At 54.4% G+C, this 16,668-nt stretch carries 15 protein-coding genes and 1 tRNA gene; 8 read left to right on the top strand and 8 right to left on the bottom strand.

Annotated features, from left to right (window positions below; translation table 11 throughout):
* Window positions 1-210: 210 nt before the first annotated feature.
* From FYC48_RS08710 to FYC48_RS08690, 5 genes are all read left to right on the top strand, one after another.
* Entirely contained in the window at window positions 211-1,035 is an 825-nt protein-coding gene (locus FYC48_RS08710; protein ID WP_149496319.1) for a sulfite exporter TauE/SafE family protein, read from the top strand.
* A 30-nt stretch (window positions 1,036-1,065) separates the two neighbouring features.
* On the top strand, window positions 1,066-2,490 hold the full coding sequence (locus FYC48_RS08705) for an MBL fold metallo-hydrolase (RefSeq protein ID WP_149496318.1): 1,425 nt from the start codon (window positions 1,066-1,068) through the stop codon (window positions 2,488-2,490).
* Window positions 2,491-2,623: 133 nt separating this feature from the next.
* Window positions 2,624-3,442 (top strand): hypothetical protein, encoded by an 819-nt coding sequence (locus FYC48_RS08700; RefSeq protein ID WP_235034153.1) that lies wholly within the window; start codon window positions 2,624-2,626, stop codon window positions 3,440-3,442.
* On the top strand, window positions 3,439-3,705 hold the full coding sequence (locus FYC48_RS28350; RefSeq protein WP_235034152.1) for a DsrE family protein: 267 nt from the start codon (window positions 3,439-3,441) through the stop codon (window positions 3,703-3,705). The genes FYC48_RS08700 and FYC48_RS28350 overlap by 4 nt, the downstream gene beginning before the upstream one ends.
* Window positions 3,706-3,783: 78 nt before the next feature.
* Window positions 3,784-4,368, top strand: coding sequence for a rhodanese-like domain-containing protein (locus FYC48_RS08690; RefSeq protein WP_160149405.1), 585 nt, complete (start codon window positions 3,784-3,786; stop codon window positions 4,366-4,368).
* Window positions 4,369-4,422: 54 nt separating this feature from the next.
* Here FYC48_RS08690 and FYC48_RS08685 read toward each other — a convergent pair whose 3' ends face one another.
* Entirely contained in the window at window positions 4,423-6,165 is a 1,743-nt protein-coding gene (locus tag FYC48_RS08685) for a hypothetical protein (RefSeq protein WP_149496315.1), read from the bottom strand.
* 377 nt (window positions 6,166-6,542) lie between these two features.
* Here FYC48_RS08685 and FYC48_RS08680 point away from each other — a divergent pair, with 377 nt between their 5' ends.
* The 3 genes from FYC48_RS08680 to FYC48_RS08670 all read left to right on the top strand — a co-directional run bounded on the left by FYC48_RS08680 (window position 6,543) and on the right by FYC48_RS08670 (window position 9,224).
* Entirely contained in the window at window positions 6,543-7,730 is a 1,188-nt protein-coding gene (locus FYC48_RS08680; RefSeq protein WP_149496314.1) for a formylglycine-generating enzyme family protein, read from the top strand.
* A 216-nt stretch (window positions 7,731-7,946) separates the two neighbouring features.
* The gene (locus tag FYC48_RS08675) at window positions 7,947-8,315 is read left to right on the top strand and encodes a hypothetical protein (protein ID WP_149496313.1); all 369 of its coding nucleotides are present in this window, start codon (window positions 7,947-7,949) and stop codon (window positions 8,313-8,315) included.
* A gap of 132 nt (window positions 8,316-8,447) precedes the next feature.
* Window positions 8,448-9,224 (top strand): hypothetical protein, encoded by a 777-nt coding sequence (locus FYC48_RS08670; protein WP_149496312.1) that lies wholly within the window; start codon window positions 8,448-8,450, stop codon window positions 9,222-9,224.
* Between the two features lie 227 nt (window positions 9,225-9,451).
* Here FYC48_RS08670 and FYC48_RS08665 read toward each other — a convergent pair whose 3' ends face one another.
* From FYC48_RS08665 to FYC48_RS08635, 7 genes are all read right to left on the bottom strand, one after another.
* Window positions 9,452-10,525 carry a hypothetical protein gene (locus FYC48_RS08665; RefSeq protein ID WP_160149404.1) on the bottom strand — a complete coding sequence of 358 codons (1,074 nt, stop codon included), beginning with the start codon at window positions 10,523-10,525 and terminating at the stop codon, window positions 9,452-9,454.
* Between the two features lie 118 nt (window positions 10,526-10,643).
* Window positions 10,644-10,904 carry a hypothetical protein gene (locus tag FYC48_RS08660; RefSeq protein ID WP_149496310.1) on the bottom strand — a complete coding sequence of 87 codons (261 nt, stop codon included), beginning with the start codon at window positions 10,902-10,904 and terminating at the stop codon, window positions 10,644-10,646.
* Window positions 10,905-11,196: 292 nt separating this feature from the next.
* On the bottom strand, window positions 11,197-11,511 hold the full coding sequence (locus FYC48_RS08655; protein WP_149496309.1) for a hypothetical protein: 315 nt from the start codon (window positions 11,509-11,511) through the stop codon (window positions 11,197-11,199).
* A 408-nt stretch (window positions 11,512-11,919) separates the two neighbouring features.
* A tRNA-Met gene (locus FYC48_RS08650) sits at window positions 11,920-11,993 on the bottom strand.
* 518 nt (window positions 11,994-12,511) lie between these two features.
* Window positions 12,512-14,092 (bottom strand): glycerol-3-phosphate dehydrogenase/oxidase, encoded by a 1,581-nt coding sequence (locus FYC48_RS08645; RefSeq protein ID WP_149496308.1) that lies wholly within the window; start codon window positions 14,090-14,092, stop codon window positions 12,512-12,514.
* 2 nt (window positions 14,093-14,094) lie between these two features.
* Window positions 14,095-15,585 (bottom strand): glycerol kinase GlpK, encoded by a 1,491-nt coding sequence (glpK, locus tag FYC48_RS08640; RefSeq protein WP_149496307.1) that lies wholly within the window; start codon window positions 15,583-15,585, stop codon window positions 14,095-14,097.
* A gap of 392 nt (window positions 15,586-15,977) precedes the next feature.
* Entirely contained in the window at window positions 15,978-16,415 is a 438-nt protein-coding gene (locus FYC48_RS08635; RefSeq protein ID WP_149496306.1) for a YkgJ family cysteine cluster protein, read from the bottom strand.
* Between the last annotated feature and the right edge of the window lie 253 nt (window positions 16,416-16,668).

The raw sequence follows: 16,668 nt of genomic DNA, 5'->3' as shown, positions 1-16,668 counted from the left end.
AAGTCAGGATTAGCCCCATGACATTAGCCACCGTTTCGGTGCAATAACCGGGGCAAACGCCTCATGGCTGATGAGCCGAAACCGAACATTTGATTTAGACGAAGCACCCAGTTAACGACGTCAATTCGCTCGGCGTTTTTTTATCCGAATACCTCGCTACCTCCTTACATTTCCACCTTTCGTATATTGATCGAAGGAGTTTCACATTAGATGTTTGGCCAAGCGATCCTGTTCGGCACAATCGTCGGCTTCGCGCTCGGTCTTACCGGAGGTGGAGGAGGGGTATTCGCTGTTCCGCTACTGGTCTATGGACTTGGCATTGGCCCGCGAGAGGCAGTCGGAATCTCACTGGCGGCGGTTGGTGGAACGGCGTTGTCGGGCGCGGTGCCGCGGCTGATTCGACGCGAGGTTGAACTTCGCACGGGGCTTCTCTTTGCGATCGCAGGAATGATCGGAGCTCCCCTTGGCAGCTACCTCTCGACTTTGATCCCCGAGAGTCTGCTGTTGCTCCTTTTCGCCTGCATCATGTTTGTGGTTGCCCAAAGAATGTGGGCAAAAGCAACCAAGCCCACGGCGGCAACGGGAACATGCGTAACGGAAGGTCAGCCGAGTAAGGATCGATCGGCATGCCAGCGAGACGAAGATGGCAGGCTACGTCTGACCTCGCGGTGTGCACGATTGCTCGTCGCCGTGGGTCTGGCCACCGGCGTTCTCTCAGGGCTATTCGGTGTGGGCGGCGGCTTCGTCATCGTTCCCGCACTCGTCTTGTTCAGCGGAATGGCGATGCATCTTGCCGTGGCAACTTCGCTGTTCGTCATCGTGCTGATCAGCATCAGCGGAATCACATCGCACCTAATCGCCGGCAACGACATTTCCATTCAAACAACGCTCCTATTCATGCTTGGCGGGTTCGTCGGTATGAGTATCGGAGGTGTGGTCGCCAAGCAATTGAAGGGACCGACTCTCCAAAAGGTCTTCGCCATCGCTGTTGTTTTGGTCGCATGCTTTGTCATTTTCAAGTCGGTTGCTCTTTAACTTACACCATCACTCTCTCGGAGATTAACCATGTTGCTCAAATACTTTTATGACACCAAGCTGGCTCATGCGTCGTACTTGGTCGGATGCCAACGAACCAAAGAGGCGGTCGTGGTCGATCCTGGTCGCCAAATTGAATCGTACCTCGAGACGGCGGACCGTCAGGGCGTCAAGATCACCGCGGTTGCCGAGACCCATATCCATGCCGATTACGTTTCCGGTGCCCGCGAGCTTGCAGAACGTGTCGGCGCAAAACTTTACGTCTCTGACGCGGGACCGGATGACTGGAAATATGAGTACGTCAGCGCCTACGACCATCAATGGCTAACCGATGGCGACGCCTTTCAGATTGGCAACATCGGGTTCACGACGATGCACACGCCCGGCCACACGCCGGAAAGCATCTCGTTCTTACTGACCGATCACGGTGGCGGTGCCTCCACACCGATGGGAATTTTTACAGGCGATTTTATATTTGTGGGTTCGATTGGACGCCCCGATTTGCTGGAAGAAGCAGCCGGTATGGTGGACACGGCCGAGCCGGGTGCTCGGCAATTGTTCGAGTCTATGAAACGCTTTCGCGATCTTCCGGACCACCTGCAAGTCTGGCCGGCTCACGGTGCGGGCAGTGCCTGCGGCAAGGGCTTGGGTGCGATTCCGTCATCAACGGTTGGATACGAGAAGCTCTACAACCCGGCGCTTCAGTATGAGGACGAAGAGGAGTTCGTGAAGTACATCCTGGCCGACCAACCGGAGGCTCCGAAGTACTTTGCGGTCATGAAGCGAGTGAACAAAGAAGGGCCGAAAATTCTTGGCGAGAATCATTCGCACGAGATGCTTCCGCTCGGACAGTTGGATGAAGCAGTCCATAGCGGCGTGGTCGTGGATTTACGACCATCGGCAGATTTCGCAAGAGGCCACGTTCCAGGATCGATCAACATTCCAACGAGTATGCTTTCGCCTTGGGCCGGATGGCTGATTGACTACGACAAGACGACTTACCTGATCTGCCATCCGGGTGAACTCGAAGAAGCAGCTCGGGTGCTTCACGCGATCGGCTGCGACAACATCGGTGGTGGCTTCGACGCATCGGCGATCGCCGGCGGAGGAAGTGCGACGGAAACCTATAAAACCAGGCCACCGGAAGATCTTGCCAGTGCGATCAAGAACAAGGACGTGCACCTAATTGATGTTCGATCGCAAGAGGAATGGGACCAAGGCCATATCGAGCACGCGTCGCACCATTTCCTGGGGCGACTCGCCAACACGGCTCACCAGATCCCTCGCGATTCCAAAGTCGTCACCCAGTGTCAAAGCGGTGCACGATCGGCCATCGCGGCAAGTCTCCTTCAATCGCAAGGCTACAAAAATGTCACCAACCTGACTGGGGGCTATGGAGCGTGGGAGAGTGCTGGCCTTCCGAGCGTTAAGCCAGCAAGCGAAGCAGTCGCATAACGAGGCTACTTGGCCTCCAGGCTTTAGCTCAACACGGTTTCAAGGCTTTCAATTTGTGCGGCGGTATTGGCCTTTGGGTCAATCAGCCAAATAACTCCCCCGTTGTACCTCTTTCAAAATCGAAGGTGATGTCATGAAGAATGTTTTGCTTTGCTTACTGGTCGGTGTGTTCCTTGTGAATTTGCAGGGAATCAGTCAAGCACAAGAAGGCCGGGGTCCCGGCCAAGGCCGAGGGATGGGCCGAGCCCAGGGTATGGGGCCGGGACAAGGCATGGGGCGTGGCCGGGGAATGGGGCGCGGAATGCAGAGAGGGCACCAGCATGACGATCGCCATGATGCCGATCACGAGGTCTTCGAGTTTCTGCTGCAACATCACAAGAAGATCAAGCGGATCGTCAAGGAGCTACCCGATGGTGTTGAAACATTGACGGAATCGGACAACGCGGAAGTCGCAGCGATGATCAAGGATCACGTGCAGTGGATGGAGTACCGCGTCGAAGAGTCGAATCCGATTCGCATGCGAGATCCACTGTTCGCGGAACTTTTCAAATACACCGATAAAATTAAGATGAAGCACGAAGATACGGAGAAGGGGGTGCGAGTCGTCGAAACCTCTGATGATCCGAAAGTCGCCAAGCTGATTCAAGCTCATGCGAAGGTGGTATCAAAGTTTGTCGAGAATGGCTTTGCCGAGGCGATGAAGAATCATGCCGTGCCGACCGATGCGGTTTTAACGTCCGCGGAACCTGGAAAGCCTGTGATCGATGGCCATGGAAAGGTTGTCCGTATGGCCAGTGCCACCCACCAGCCACGAGACGGATCGAAGGTTGCGGTCGATATCACAAGCGGAGGATCGCCAGGCGAACTGAACTCTGCCATCGAGAAGGTTGCTAAATACCTGAACATCTTCGCAGCAGCAGGTGCGGAACCCGCTCTGGTCAGTTTGCCATGATCTTTCACGGTGATGCGACGCTCGCGATCCTTCATCCCGAAGCCTACACCAACGAGTTTGGAACGGAGGGAAATCCGAATGTCAAACTGCTGCGTGAACTGCACGAAGCTGGCGTGGAAATGATCGTTTGCGGCCAAACGCTGACGGGCAAAGGGAAGTCATCTGACGACGTGCTGGTATTCGTCGAGGTCGGTGTTTCCGCTTTGACAGCGAATGTCAATCTCCAGCAAGACGGTTACGCCTTTATTCCGCTAGGAAACTGAAATGGGAGCGAACACTTCCACGACAAGCCGTAAATGCCGAGCGTGCCATTCCAGCAAGAACGATCTGTCGGAAGAGGGATGGCAGCAGCGTTGCGACGCTGGAAAGACGGGATGGGACCGTGGCGAATCAAATCCGATGTTGACGCATTGGCTTCAGCAGAACGATCTGCAGCCTTGTCGGAGACCGGTCCTCAATTAAGTTCCGATGTGACCGCCGTAAATTTTGCCGAGGCTGCTGTCCAGACGCCCCAGAAGCAATTGGCGATGCCCACGGCATCGGACCAGTTCGGAGAATTCATCGGCGGCGGGCCAAAGGTCGAAGAAGTTTTGCCCGCCGAACTTCACAAGCTGCTTGAAACGCGTAGTAAGGAAGTGGCGAAAACAGAGTCCGCTGGTCAGCAGCCTTTGGAACCGCAGTTCGCCGTTGTCGATGTCCGGTCGGATAAAGAGGTCAATGTGTCTATCATTCCCGGAGCGATCACGAAGGTGGCATTCGAGCGAAACAAGTCCCGCTACAAAGACAAACTGATCATTCCCTGCTGCAACGTGGGTAGCCGTAGCGGGGCCGATGCAAAACAGCTCGCGAAGAGTGGTTCGTTGTTCCCGATCATTGGCCATCCCCATCGGAACGCGATTGGCTCCAGTGACGAGTGCAATCAGTAGCGCGAAAATCGAATCGTGTGTCTGACGTGGCAAATGCCTTTAGGTCGACGCTTCTTAGATCTCCGCTTGAATACGTTGCAGACGATCGCGAATTTGAGTTTTTGTTCGGTTGATTTGTTGCCGGCTTGAATGAGGAAAGAATGGCAAGTCATCGATGGGGACTCCCATTTGTGCCAAGGTCAGACGCCATGCTTGTACGTCTTTGAAGCCGGACGTGATCGGCGAGCGACGTAGCAAGACCAGCCTGCGAATCATTGCGGCATCCTGCTTTGCGGCAGGACCAAGTGATGCGTAAGCGTCTCGAATCCCCTTGACCATCGCGCGTCGTTGATTCCAATTGTCTTTGGTCGCCACATGACCAAGCGCATCGCGAAGGATCGGCATTGCACGCGGCGCACCGAGATCAGCGACTCGCGACAGGAACGGACCAGCCTGTTCATAAAGCTCTGGGTGAGTCCAGATGTCGAGGTATGTCGGATCAGGATTGGCAAACGTGCCCGCCGGCATCGACGCTAAGTCTTTCGCCAACAGCGATCGTTCTTCTACGGTCGCGTCATCAAATGTGATTCGTTTCGCGTAGGCGATTGCGAGTTCGATCGGCGTGCTGCCTTGGGAATAGACGCTCTCGATCGGGCCGGCAATGTCTTTGACACGCCGATCGCCGACGATGCGGGCGATTAACGCATGGTCGTCTTCGGTCGCGTCAAAGAAAAATAGCGAAAGCCAACGTCGGGCGAGTTCGAGCCTCGCTGGGCTTGCATTGGGATCGTCGATCGCACGTTGGACTTCCGACCGCAACCGATGGCGGGCGTCGTCAAGCTTCGTGAGACGAGGTAACTCGATAGCTTCCAACAACGTCGATTCTAAATTGATTGACTGATCCGATGACCTCCAATCACGTCCGCCAAGACAAAACGAAGCATTGGAACTCATTGCCGCGGCGGATCGAATATCAAAGCCGATATAGAATAGTTTGCCTGGTACGAAATGACGAATTTCACTCTTGCGATACCGAATATCGTTACCCATACGGGCAATTTCCACTCGTTCGATTCGTGGATTTTGTTTGCTGTGGGTTGAAACCAATCGCACGATCCAATCGGCTTCATTGACAGGTATTGGCATCGCCGCAACGATTCGCTCTGCACCGGAAAGACGCAGCGCCCAATCGGCTTCAAGTGACTTTTCGACCTTAGTTAGATCATTCCCCTTCACTCGTCGCCTAAGCGCCGGATGTTTGCGAATAAGCTGACCGGGGCGGGAAGGAAACACGCCAGGTTCTGCATTCGCTCCGGGACGGACCAAGGCGAACGCTGCAACGGATTGGTCGTGATTGCGGCCCTTCCGACCGGTGCCCTCGATGGTGACCGACTGCACACCCGGTAGATTTAATAACATTGTGCAGAGGTAGTCACATTTAGGCGACCGATACAGGTCGTCATTTGCAACGTAGACATGTCCACTCAAGACAATGGGTTCACGCGGAATCACGTCGGGCAGGTCATTCGATCGAAACTCCGATATCGCGGACGATCGAATCGGTTGCACAACGAACCAGCCAAGTCCGATCGCGAGCAAAATGGCGATCGGATACGAGGCCCCGCCCAATTTTACAGTCAGCATTCGTTGAAGACCGACCGCGGTCGCCAGGTAGACGAACACGGTGGGAGCGGTGAGCAACACCAAGCCGGGAAGGATGAGTGCGAGAAACCCCAACACCACCAGCATCGGACAACAGATGGCGATGGCGGCCGCGACTCCCGTGAAGATCAGTACGAAATTCAGAAATTTCTGCATCTTGAGATCATCACCGTAACACCGAACGCCCACCTGTCGAAAAAATGACCGCAGGTCGCTGAAGTGTAGGTCACAATTAGCCCCCGCAAAAAAACGTCTCCAGTTATACAACGGCATTCATCGGCGATATCTCAGCCACGCCCGAGTACGGCGTACCAATCCGGAAGGGACTGTCAACGCAGCGGTCAGTCGAATCCTGCATGACAATCCACCGCTTCGGTCGCTTGCCAAAGTCGCTCCGCTCAAAACTCGTTTGATACAATCATGGCAACATTGCGGTGACCGACGAAGCAGGATACTTGAGTCTGACAGGATGCCGACGACGGCTTGAACGAATTAAGCACGGCGGGTTTTATTTCGGTCGTGAAGGACAATCCATGCAATTAAGCCCCAAAAATCCACTCTACACACCTGTCTTCTTCGTCTCGATCACGCCGGCACCGCTTGGCTTAGTTCGCCGCTCGAAGTGCTTAGGACTGTGCGTTATCTTGCTCACTAGTTTGTCGATGCACTCGGCGCCGGCGAACGACGGGCAAAACTCAGGCCTCTTGGCGAATCAACCGCATGTGGGTCGCGCGGTTGAAACGAAACAGGGATTCATGGTTCCATACAGTCAGAACATTCCCGGCACCGAGATAGAATTCGAGATGATCCCGGTTCCTGGCGATCCATACCGGAAGATACAACCATTCTGGATCGGCAAGTTCGAGGTAACGCTTCGCGAGTACCGCGAGTACGCGGCAATGTACAGCGTATTCAAGGCTGATCGAACTCGACCCGATTTCACCGAGCCTGATCGGGTGGATGCCGTGTCCGCTCCGACCGAGGTTTACAATCCGCAAGATCGTTTCGCGGGGGCTGAGTCTCTTCAATGCCCCGCTTACTCAATGACACTCTTTGCGGCAAAACAATACACGAAGTGGCTTAGTCTGCTGACGGATCGACCATACCGTCTGCCTCTTGAATCAGAATGGATCAAAGCGTGCAAAGCGGGAGGCACAGGATACTTTTGGAAGGACGATCAGTTAAGAAAATTGGCGTTCTTCAATCTGGAAACCGAAGGTGTTCAGCCGGTTGGTTCAAAGGCTCCGAACCCTCTTGGAATTTACGATATGCAAGGGAATGTAAGCGAATGGGTCATCACTTCGTTTCCAACCGGTCGACCCGGTCGCGAGGAACGGCCGTCAACGAAGCATTCTGAGGTGCTACCTCCGGTTTGGATTGCGAAGGGCGGTAACTTCGCGTCACGTCTGGAGGAGTGTCTGCCCGCACACCGATTCACAATCACCGAAGACGAATGGGACGAGGAAGCGACTTTCCCAAATAGCGTCACTTGGCTGGGAAGTTACTCGGATCGAACCAAGATCGGCTTTCGGGTCGTTCGACAACTCGGTGAACTCGACAAAGTTGAAATGTCGAAGTTCTGGGACGTGGCAAATCCATCGTACGACGAACTGATCGAATTTAAGCTGGAGTCGGGCCGTGGGGCGAGAGGATCGGTCAACAAAGAGACGTTTGGAAAGATGAAGGACGCAAGCGAAAAAATGCAAGCATGGATTGATTGATGCCGAATCCATAGGCCACCTTAATGATCTTAAAATAGGCAGCTCGAATAGTTTCATGCTGGTGCATGTCGAGTCGCGTTTGAAGACGCCAAGAAGTTGATCGGGTGATGTCACATTGCATTTGGTACCGAACGTTGCGGCGAGACATCATCTCCAACAGCTTTAGCGAGAGCCCGTATCGAGTCAGATTCAGACAATATGTGGGGTGATGGTGAGATGACGACAGCCACAGAAATCCGAACTTTCACACGAGAAGAATTCTACGACTTCGTCTGGTCGGCGCCCGCCACGAAACTCTCGAAAGAACTTGGTTGCTCGGACGTGATGATCGGTAAGACGTGCAAAGCTTTCGACATTCCCAAACCCTATCCCGGCTACTGGGCGAAGCTTGCAAACGGCAAGAAACCAAAGAATACTCCGCTTCCAAAGAACGACGATCCTACACTTCAGTCTTTGACCTTCTATCAACACCCAAGTTATGAGGCCACGGTCAATGAGCCTCCGCGCGAACTGCAATTCGACGATGACATCCAAACGATGCTCCAACGCGCAAAAGAACTCGGCCCGGTCAAAGTGCTTGATTAGCTGCGAAGCCCGCATCGACTTGTCGTTGTCACGAAACAGGACGACGAACGCCGCGCCCGCGAAGCCAAGATCCCATGGTCGGAACGCGATCCATATTCGAGAGACCACCGCGCGAAAAGGCTTGCATTCGAAGTGACCGGGAAGCTGCAATCTCGAGCCTACCGTGTATTTGACGCATTGATCAAAAGGATTGAGGCGGTCGGTGGAGAGGTGCAAATCGTTGAACCGAGATATCAGCACGGAACCAGTTCAACGGTTGTCTTCTTCGGAGGCGAGCAAATCTCGTCACTCCGGCTCCGAGAGAAGTCCAACCAGGTTCGAATCAACAATCCGAAGGCCACCTATTCCTGGGATCGGAATCGAACTGAGCTGGTCCCAAGCGGCTTGCTTCTGCTTGATCGCGGGCCATCGGACTACAACAGTCCCCTCGCAATGGATGGCAAAGTGCAAAAACTCGAAGATAAGCTCGAAAGCCTAATCGTTGAATTTGTACGGCAGGCCGGCGAGGCTCGAATCAAACGACGTGAAGATGAAGAGCGTGCAAGAATCGCAGCCGAGCGCGAACGAATTCGGCAAGAGCGAGAGGCGGAAATCAAGCGTAGGCGTGACGCCTTGGAAAAGCGGAAGTCCGAGGAGACCACCCGTGTCACCCAGCTCATCGAACAAGCTCAGAGCTGGCAGCGGAGCCAACAGATTCGTGAATTTCTGGACGCGTTGTGTTTGTCGGCCGCTCGCGAGGATGGCTTGGTGGACGTTGATAGTGAGCTCGCCAAATACCTGCGCTGGGGATTCCAGCAGGCAGACAGGTTCGATCCACTTCGTCCGTCGCCGCCGTCAGTTCTTGATGAAGAAGTCGACACCAGCGACCTTGACCAGAACGCTAGTGCAAATCCATGCAAGCCTCGTTGATAATCTTGGCATTCATCATGAAATCTATTTTTGATTGCTGCAGCGTCATGCGACGGAGTCGGCAAATCACATACGCGCTCGCGTCCACTGAGTCATTCGCAGCATCGATAACCCGGGAGGGAGACCGTATCCGCCAGCGACGAGGATGTTGGTTGAAGAAGAAGCAGCAACGAGATCTCGCCAAAGCGGCTGAAAGTGCGGCCACAATAGATCATCCATGATTACCACTACGCCTTCGATGCGTTAATGATGGACTGATGCAGATCCTTGGCCGTTTCACGTTGACGAGCGTCGCCTGCATTAAGCTCAATCCAAGTCTGAATTCGACTGGCATAGCGAACCTCATCATCGTCTTGCTCGTTGGCAAAGAACGCTGCATCGTCTTGCGTTTCGATCAGTACGATATCAGCGAAGCTGGGGACGCTCTCAGGCGTCAACGAAAGCAGCGATTCAGCCAACTTCATGTCGCTAACGGCCACCTTCATTGGTCCGCCTTGTGCGATGGTGCAATAGCGTGTCGCCGAGGACTCGCCGGTTAGCGCCCAAGCAAGTTTTGTTGAGTTGGATAGTTCGCTTAACCGCAGTGGGCCTTTTGAACTTCGATAATAGTGACTTCGAGCAGACGGATTCGAACGCCAGTTCTTGCCGAGCTGATCCAGCATCCGAATGGGATCGGCAAGGCGAATGGTGTTTCCATCTTTGAGCACGAGCAACTCTTCGGCATATGCGGAGACCGTTTTGGAGACTTGTGAAAGCGACAGGCCCTTTAGCTGCGCATGCTTCGCGATAGCATCAGTCAATTCGCTCAGTGTTTCCCAATGGGGCTTCTCGATTAGTATCCGCGCAACGAGTCCGGAGCGCCCACGAAAGGGATTCGCGACTAGTCGTGAATCGGGATAGAGATTTGGCTGACCTGTACGCACGACACAGATACGGTTGGGAACGTAAACAATACCGTTGCCACACAAATCGATTCCGCTAACAGCCATACTCTCAAGTTCTGCCAGTCGATCCGGTGACAAATACGGAAGGAAGATCAACGGATGACACCGCAGTCGCTTGGCGTTTTCAGTGGCTTGCTGAGTGGCTTTTCGAAAATCTTCCTTCGTGGATCGAGTCTTGCACTCAACGTTGAATCGTTCGGTATCAGCGGCACCGTTGAACGCCACCTCGAGTACTGCGTCGATCGCTCGATCCGACCCGAAACTCGAGTGACGGATGACCAGCGGCGGCAGCAATGGCTCCCCGGAATGCAGCCGGTCAAGCATCAACTGCGGGTCGATTTTCGTGTTTTCGCCCATTTTCTCACTAGGGAAAAGTGCCTTTTACACGAAAAGATAGCCTTGTTTCGCGAAAAAGCAAGTTTTCCCATGTGGGAAAACTACCAAGAACGCGAAAACGTGCCGTTGGTTCCGGCGATCAATACGCGATTCCATATCGACGCTTAAACAACCAGTCGATGACGACGTCGGGGCTGTAGCTGACCTTGAGACTGAGATTGAGATTGATGGACTTGTGGAGATGTAGTCCCAGTTCGGGATGCACCTTCTCAATCGCTTCGATCGATCGCGAGATCGCCTTGCAGGCGTCTTTCGTGAACGCTCGGCATCGAACTTCTGGCGGACCCGTCCACCGAGGCCATGATCCGATTTGATCTAGTCTAGAATGGCTTGCGTTCATCGCCAAGCATTTCATGACGCGCTGGATCGTTGAAGCTGGTTGCTTCCTCAAGCTCTTCGTCGATCTAGTGTCGGGCCACATTCAAGCGAAGTCGTTTAGTTTCGGTTGCGATCGGTCGATATCCGACGCTAAGAAATGCCCATTGGGGCACTCCAGTCTACAGAACTCGTCCGTCTACTTTGCACTTGCAGGTTGCTGCTCTTTATTTGGGATGCTTGCACTGGTGTCTCAACCCACACGATAGATTCATAGTTTTAGTGGGTGGCGGCGCGACAGCCTGGCTCTGTGGAAGTTATCCATCGCGAGCTGCCCACCAATCGGCGTAGGGTGTGTTCTTGATGAGGTGGCGGTTGTAGTCGGTGTCGTCGTTCCACCAGGTTGGGCCTCGTTCGCCGAGGGCGACTTTGGCGGCGTGAACTTTTTCGCGAGCTGCAGCGATTGAGGCTTCGTCGCTGGCTCGCTTGGCGACGGCAACTTCTCGGCGCGCGGTCATCAATTGGTTCACCAGTCGCTGACGAGTTTCTTCGCCGAGGCTTGGATTCGTGCAACGCCACAGGCGTTCTTTGTGAACGAAGTAGCGGCCGTCAGGTGTGACTGGATATTTCATTGCCGCCAATTTCTATCTTTCTTTTCTTGCTCACTGGGTGCCAACTTACCCGGACAGCCTGTTTTGATCGATCGTCGGGGCCTCCTACCGAACAACACCCTTTCAAACCCAATGATTTGCAGGGCCAAATGCTTTTCGAATCTGGATCGATTGGGAGATGCCGACGGCTTCTAACGCGCAGCGTCTGAGAAACGGAGAACGTGAGAATTCTGGGCCAGAGTTCGAAATTGGGCCACCGGACTCGCCGCGGGTTATCTGGTGGTTCTCAGACGGCTGAGAAATTTCGGTTGGCCGGTGTGACGCAAGTACTTGCAAGAACACGGGACAAAACGCAAAAAGCCGTCGTGGGTTACACGACGGCTTTTCGTTTACTGGTGGGTCGGAACGTGTTCCAACCAAACAGAGAAGTTGCGGGAGCCGGATTCGAACCGACGACCTCGAGGTTATGAGCCTCGCGAGCTACCGGGCTGCTCCATCCCGCACAAGGAATATCGTCGAACAGGCCTTCGGCGCCCAGGGGTTCTTGCGCGAAAGTGTGAATTTATTGTGAGCTATTTTTCTGCAACGTCGTTCACTCAGCGAGGCACACGTCACGCAAGGTCAAACCACCTTCTTGAAACAAACTTTGAGTCAGATTTTGGCCGATCGCAACGGTCGAGTCCCCCGCTTCGGATCGTCGTATTCCCCCAAGCGTCGGTGCAAACGCTTCTTTGACTTTTTCGTTTTGGTTATGCGGCGTCCAATTGAGCAGCGTCCTAGACCAACCAGAACTTTTTCGAAGCGTTTCGCGGTACCGTCTTTTCGTTGACTTCGCCGGGAATAATGATTCCACCAATACGGCTACACCCGGCAAGACAAAGACGCCACTTCGAAGCGAGCCCCCGAATCGTGATCGAGCGGGAATGGGAAGAGGAACAATCGGCTTGCTCGCCAGCCTTCGGCCTGAAGGGAGTTGTCGTGGTGCTTCCTTTCACACGGAATCAATCCATCGATACGGCGATCACTTCATCAAACGCTTGGGATCGTAGTGATCGAGCACCTTGTCAAACCGTTTCAGTTGGTCATCAATCCAAGATTCGTCCCGACGCAACTCTTGCGCAAGCAACTTGGCGACCGTTGGTGCGATCCGCTGACAAGCAGCGACGTTTAAAAATAGCGCCCGCGTTCGCCGCCCAAGCGCATCTTCGATCGTTCGTGCCATCTCTCGGCGGACAGCCCATACGATTTCTGATTTGAGAATCGGGAGGGCGTCGTCGAGACGTTCGTCGAGTTCGGGTTCGTCGCGTTCGAGCTTTTCAATGTCCTGCAGATCGGTCCCGTAGAACGAACGCGTCTTACTGGTATCACTTGTTGCCCCATGAATCGCGAGGTCGTGAGTTTTACATTCGGACGCGGGTATCGCCCCCACCTCGATGGCTCGGTCGACACAATCTTCAGCCATTTTGCGTACCGTCGTCCACTTGCCTCCGGTAATGGTGATCAATCCGGTATCGGAAACGCGGATGACATGATCACGAGAAAGGGACGCGGTGCGGCCGGACTTGTCGCCTTTGACGAGCGGACGAATTCCCGTGAAGATGCTTTGCACGTCGTCGATCGTGGGCGAACGGGTCAGATACTGTGCGGCGGTATCGAGCAAAAATTGAATTTCGTCACGTTGGGGCGTCGGTTCGGGGACGGCTTTTGGGATTGCCGTGTCGGTCGTCCCGACGACCGCGTGTCCGTGCCAAGGAACAATGAAGATGACGCGTCCATCCGATGTCTTCGGGACGATCATCGCATTGTTGCCCGGAAAGAAATCAATGGGCAGCACCAAGTGGATACCTTGGCTCGCCGCCACCATCGCTTCTGAGCCGGGATCGTCCAACTGCCTTACTTCATCGCAAAATGGGCCGGCCGCATTGACGACTGTTTTGGCTAAGACGTCGTGGCTTTTCCCGGTTTCAGTATCCGTCACCGCAACGCCACGAATTCGCCCTTGGTCGTTTTTCAATAAGCGGTCGACGTTGACGTAGTTGGCGGCACAGGCTCCACATTCGGCAGCCGTCTGCAGCATGTTGATCAGAAGCCGAGTGTCGTCGAACTGCCCATCGTGGTAAACGACACCACCCCAAACACGCTCGGGTTTCAAACCAGGTGAATGCTCGAGTGCAAATTTACTGGACACCCTGCGCGAGCGGCGGAAATTGTTGTTCGCGGCAAGAAAGTCATAGAGCTTCAAACCGATCCCATAAAACATCCACTCCCAGACGCTTTTGCACGGGATCAGAAACGCACGATCTTGGACGAGGTGCGGCGCGTTGTTCTTCAGCAACGTACGTTCTCGCAGTGCGTCACGAACCAGTGTGATGTTGCCTTGCTTGAGATAGCGAACGCCACCGTGGACCAGTTTAGTGCTGCGGCTAGACGTTCCGCTACCAAAATCGAATCGCTCCAACAGCACCGTGTCCAGTCCGCGGCTGGCTGCGTCCATTGCAATCGAGACACCGGTTGCGCCGCCCCCGATGACTGCCAGATCCCACGGTTTACAGCGATTGGTGATTTGTTCGAGCGAGGCTTGCCGATCGAGTTGGACCGTCATACTTATACCGATTCCCAGTGTTGCGATCGTTTGAGTGCTTCGGCCCAACGGGCGCGGCGGTTTGCGACTTCGGTTGCTTTCATGGCCGGTTCGAATCGCCGCTCGACTTCCCAAATCGATTCAATCGAATCCAGGCTGGGGAAGAAGCCGGTGGCCAATCCGGCAAGGTAAGCGGCTCCCATTGCGGTTGTTTCGGTCATCTTCGGACGAACGACCGGCGTCTGCATGATGTCCGCTTGGAACTGCATCAGTAGGTCGTTTTGTGCGGCGCCACCGTCGACGCGTAGTTCTTGAATCTTTTCGCCGGCGTCGTTCTGCATCGCCTCCAAAACATCGGCGACCTGAAAGGCGATACCTTCCAGGGTCGCTCGAGCGAGGTGGGCTCGCGTCGTTCCGCGGGTGATTCCGACGATGGTTCCGCGGGCTTCGGGATCCCACTGCGGCGCCCCTAGACCGCTAAACGCGGGAACCAAGTAGACGCCATCGGTGTCTTTGACGCTGGCCGCTAAGGATTCAACATCTGACGACGATTCGATTATCCCCAGCCCATCGCGTAGCCACTGTACCGCCGCGCCCGCGATGAAGACGCTTCCTTCAAAGGCGTAACTAGGCTTGGGATCAGGACTCGCGGCAATGGTTGTCAGCAGTTTGTGCTTTGACGCTTGCGGCTGGTGCCCCAGATTCATCAGCATGAAACACCCCGTGCCATACGTATTTTTGGCCATCCCGGGACGCGAACAATTTTGCCCAAAGAGGGCGGCTTGCTGATCACCGGCGGATCCCGCGATTTTGATCGCTTGGCCGAATAGAGACGGCTCGGTTTCTTCGTAGACCTGGCACGCCGGTCGGATATCGGGAAGCAATTCGCGGGGGACGTCGAAGAGCTCTAAAAGTTCGTCGTCCCACTGGCCGTCGTGAATGTTCATTAACATCGTGCGTGAGGCGTTGGTCACATCCGCCATGTGCAGACGCCCGCCAGTTAGGTTCCAAATCAGCCAACTATCGATCGTGCCGAAGGCTAACTCACCGCTGCGAGCCCGATCGCGAGCACCGTCCACGTGATCAAGAATCCAGCCAATTTTCGTGCCACAAAAATAGGGATCGATCAACAAGCCCGTTTTTTCTTGGACCATCGAGTTGGCACCTTGGGCGATCAATTGTTGACAGATCGGCGATGTCCGCCGGTCTTGCCAAACGATCGCTTTGTGAATCGGTTGGCCGGTGCGACGATCCCAAATCAGGGTTGTTTCACGTTGGTTGGTGATTCCAATCCCGGCGGCTTGACTGACGTCTTGCGGGATCGAATCGAGCAACGCCCGAGTGACTTCGAGTTGCGTCTCCCAGATCTCATTGGCATCGTGTTCGACCCAGCCAGACCTGGGAAAGTATTGGGTGAACTCTTTTTGCTTGATGCCAAGAATACTGCCTTTTTCGTCGACCGCGATCGCACGCGAACTGGTAGTGCCTTGGTCCAAAGCAACAATGAAACTCATCGAAAACCGCCTGAAGGGAGTGTCGCTACGGGAGAGTTACTTTCTCTTATTGCCAACCCATTGTGTCGACTTGGAAAGCAGGATCGTAGACTTGGTGAAAGTCAGAACCTGATCGAAAACCGATGCATGCGAACTAGTCATTCGACGGTCTTGGTCACCGTGTCCGTCGATTGTCCGGTTTTGGCGACGCAGGGTCCGACGGCGGCGCGTTCGGCTGCCGGTTTTTGATCAGGTCTTTGCAATCGCATGATAACAAAGTTTTGGAAGCCGTTGCTCGCGACCAACGGTCATCTTCGCGACCGAGGAGCAATGCCAAGACTTAACTTTAGAAAACCGCATCATTGGAGATGAAATTTGGCGGACGGTCGCGCTGTAAATTCCGCCGATCAAGCTCACACGCTTTTTTCTTTGCGCTGAATCTCGATGTGTTCGAACGTGTAGAGCTTTCCGGTCCCCGCGCCGGGGCAGACGTCACACGTTTCCTTCCAGTCCTTTTTCGAAGCGAGTGTCGAATCCCAGAACGGCCAAGTTCGGCATTGGATCGGACGGCCTTCATAAACCATGCAGGTTCGTTTTTCTGGATCGAGCAAGATACAGTCGCCGTCCGGATACTCGCGGAGACTTTTATCGACTCCGACTTTGCGGATGAATTGGGATTCAAATTCATCGATTGATAATTTCATTTGATCCGCCATCGCTTCAATTTCCTCGTCATCGACCCAGACATAGCCCGGTTCGCCGCTGCAGCAGATTCCGCATTGGGTGCATTCAAACTTCAATCCGTTGCGGTACCAGGGATCCTTTTTCGATTTCTTGCTACGAGATGTCATCTTGGCTTGGGAAAGTTACGGGCGTTGGCGCGGCGTTCGTCGAGAGGCCATTGTCAGCACCGATTGTATCGAATGGTCCTGTCTTGCCAGCGGGGTTGAGTTGGGGCAAACGAATTCTTCTAGACAAACTTTGGCGACACGGAAGACTTTGACGAGTCCATTAGAGCGACGCCGAGTCTGCCTGCCCCTCCCAATCCTGCGGGTATGACTCGGCGTCGGTGTGAATGGCCGACGGTGACCAGCACTGAATGTT

The sequence above is a fragment of the Roseiconus lacunae genome (genome assembly GCF_008312935.1).
GTDB classification, from domain to species: Bacteria; Planctomycetota; Planctomycetia; order Pirellulales; family Pirellulaceae; genus Stieleria; species Stieleria lacunae.
This window is presented reverse-complemented; position numbering and strand designations above follow the sequence as displayed.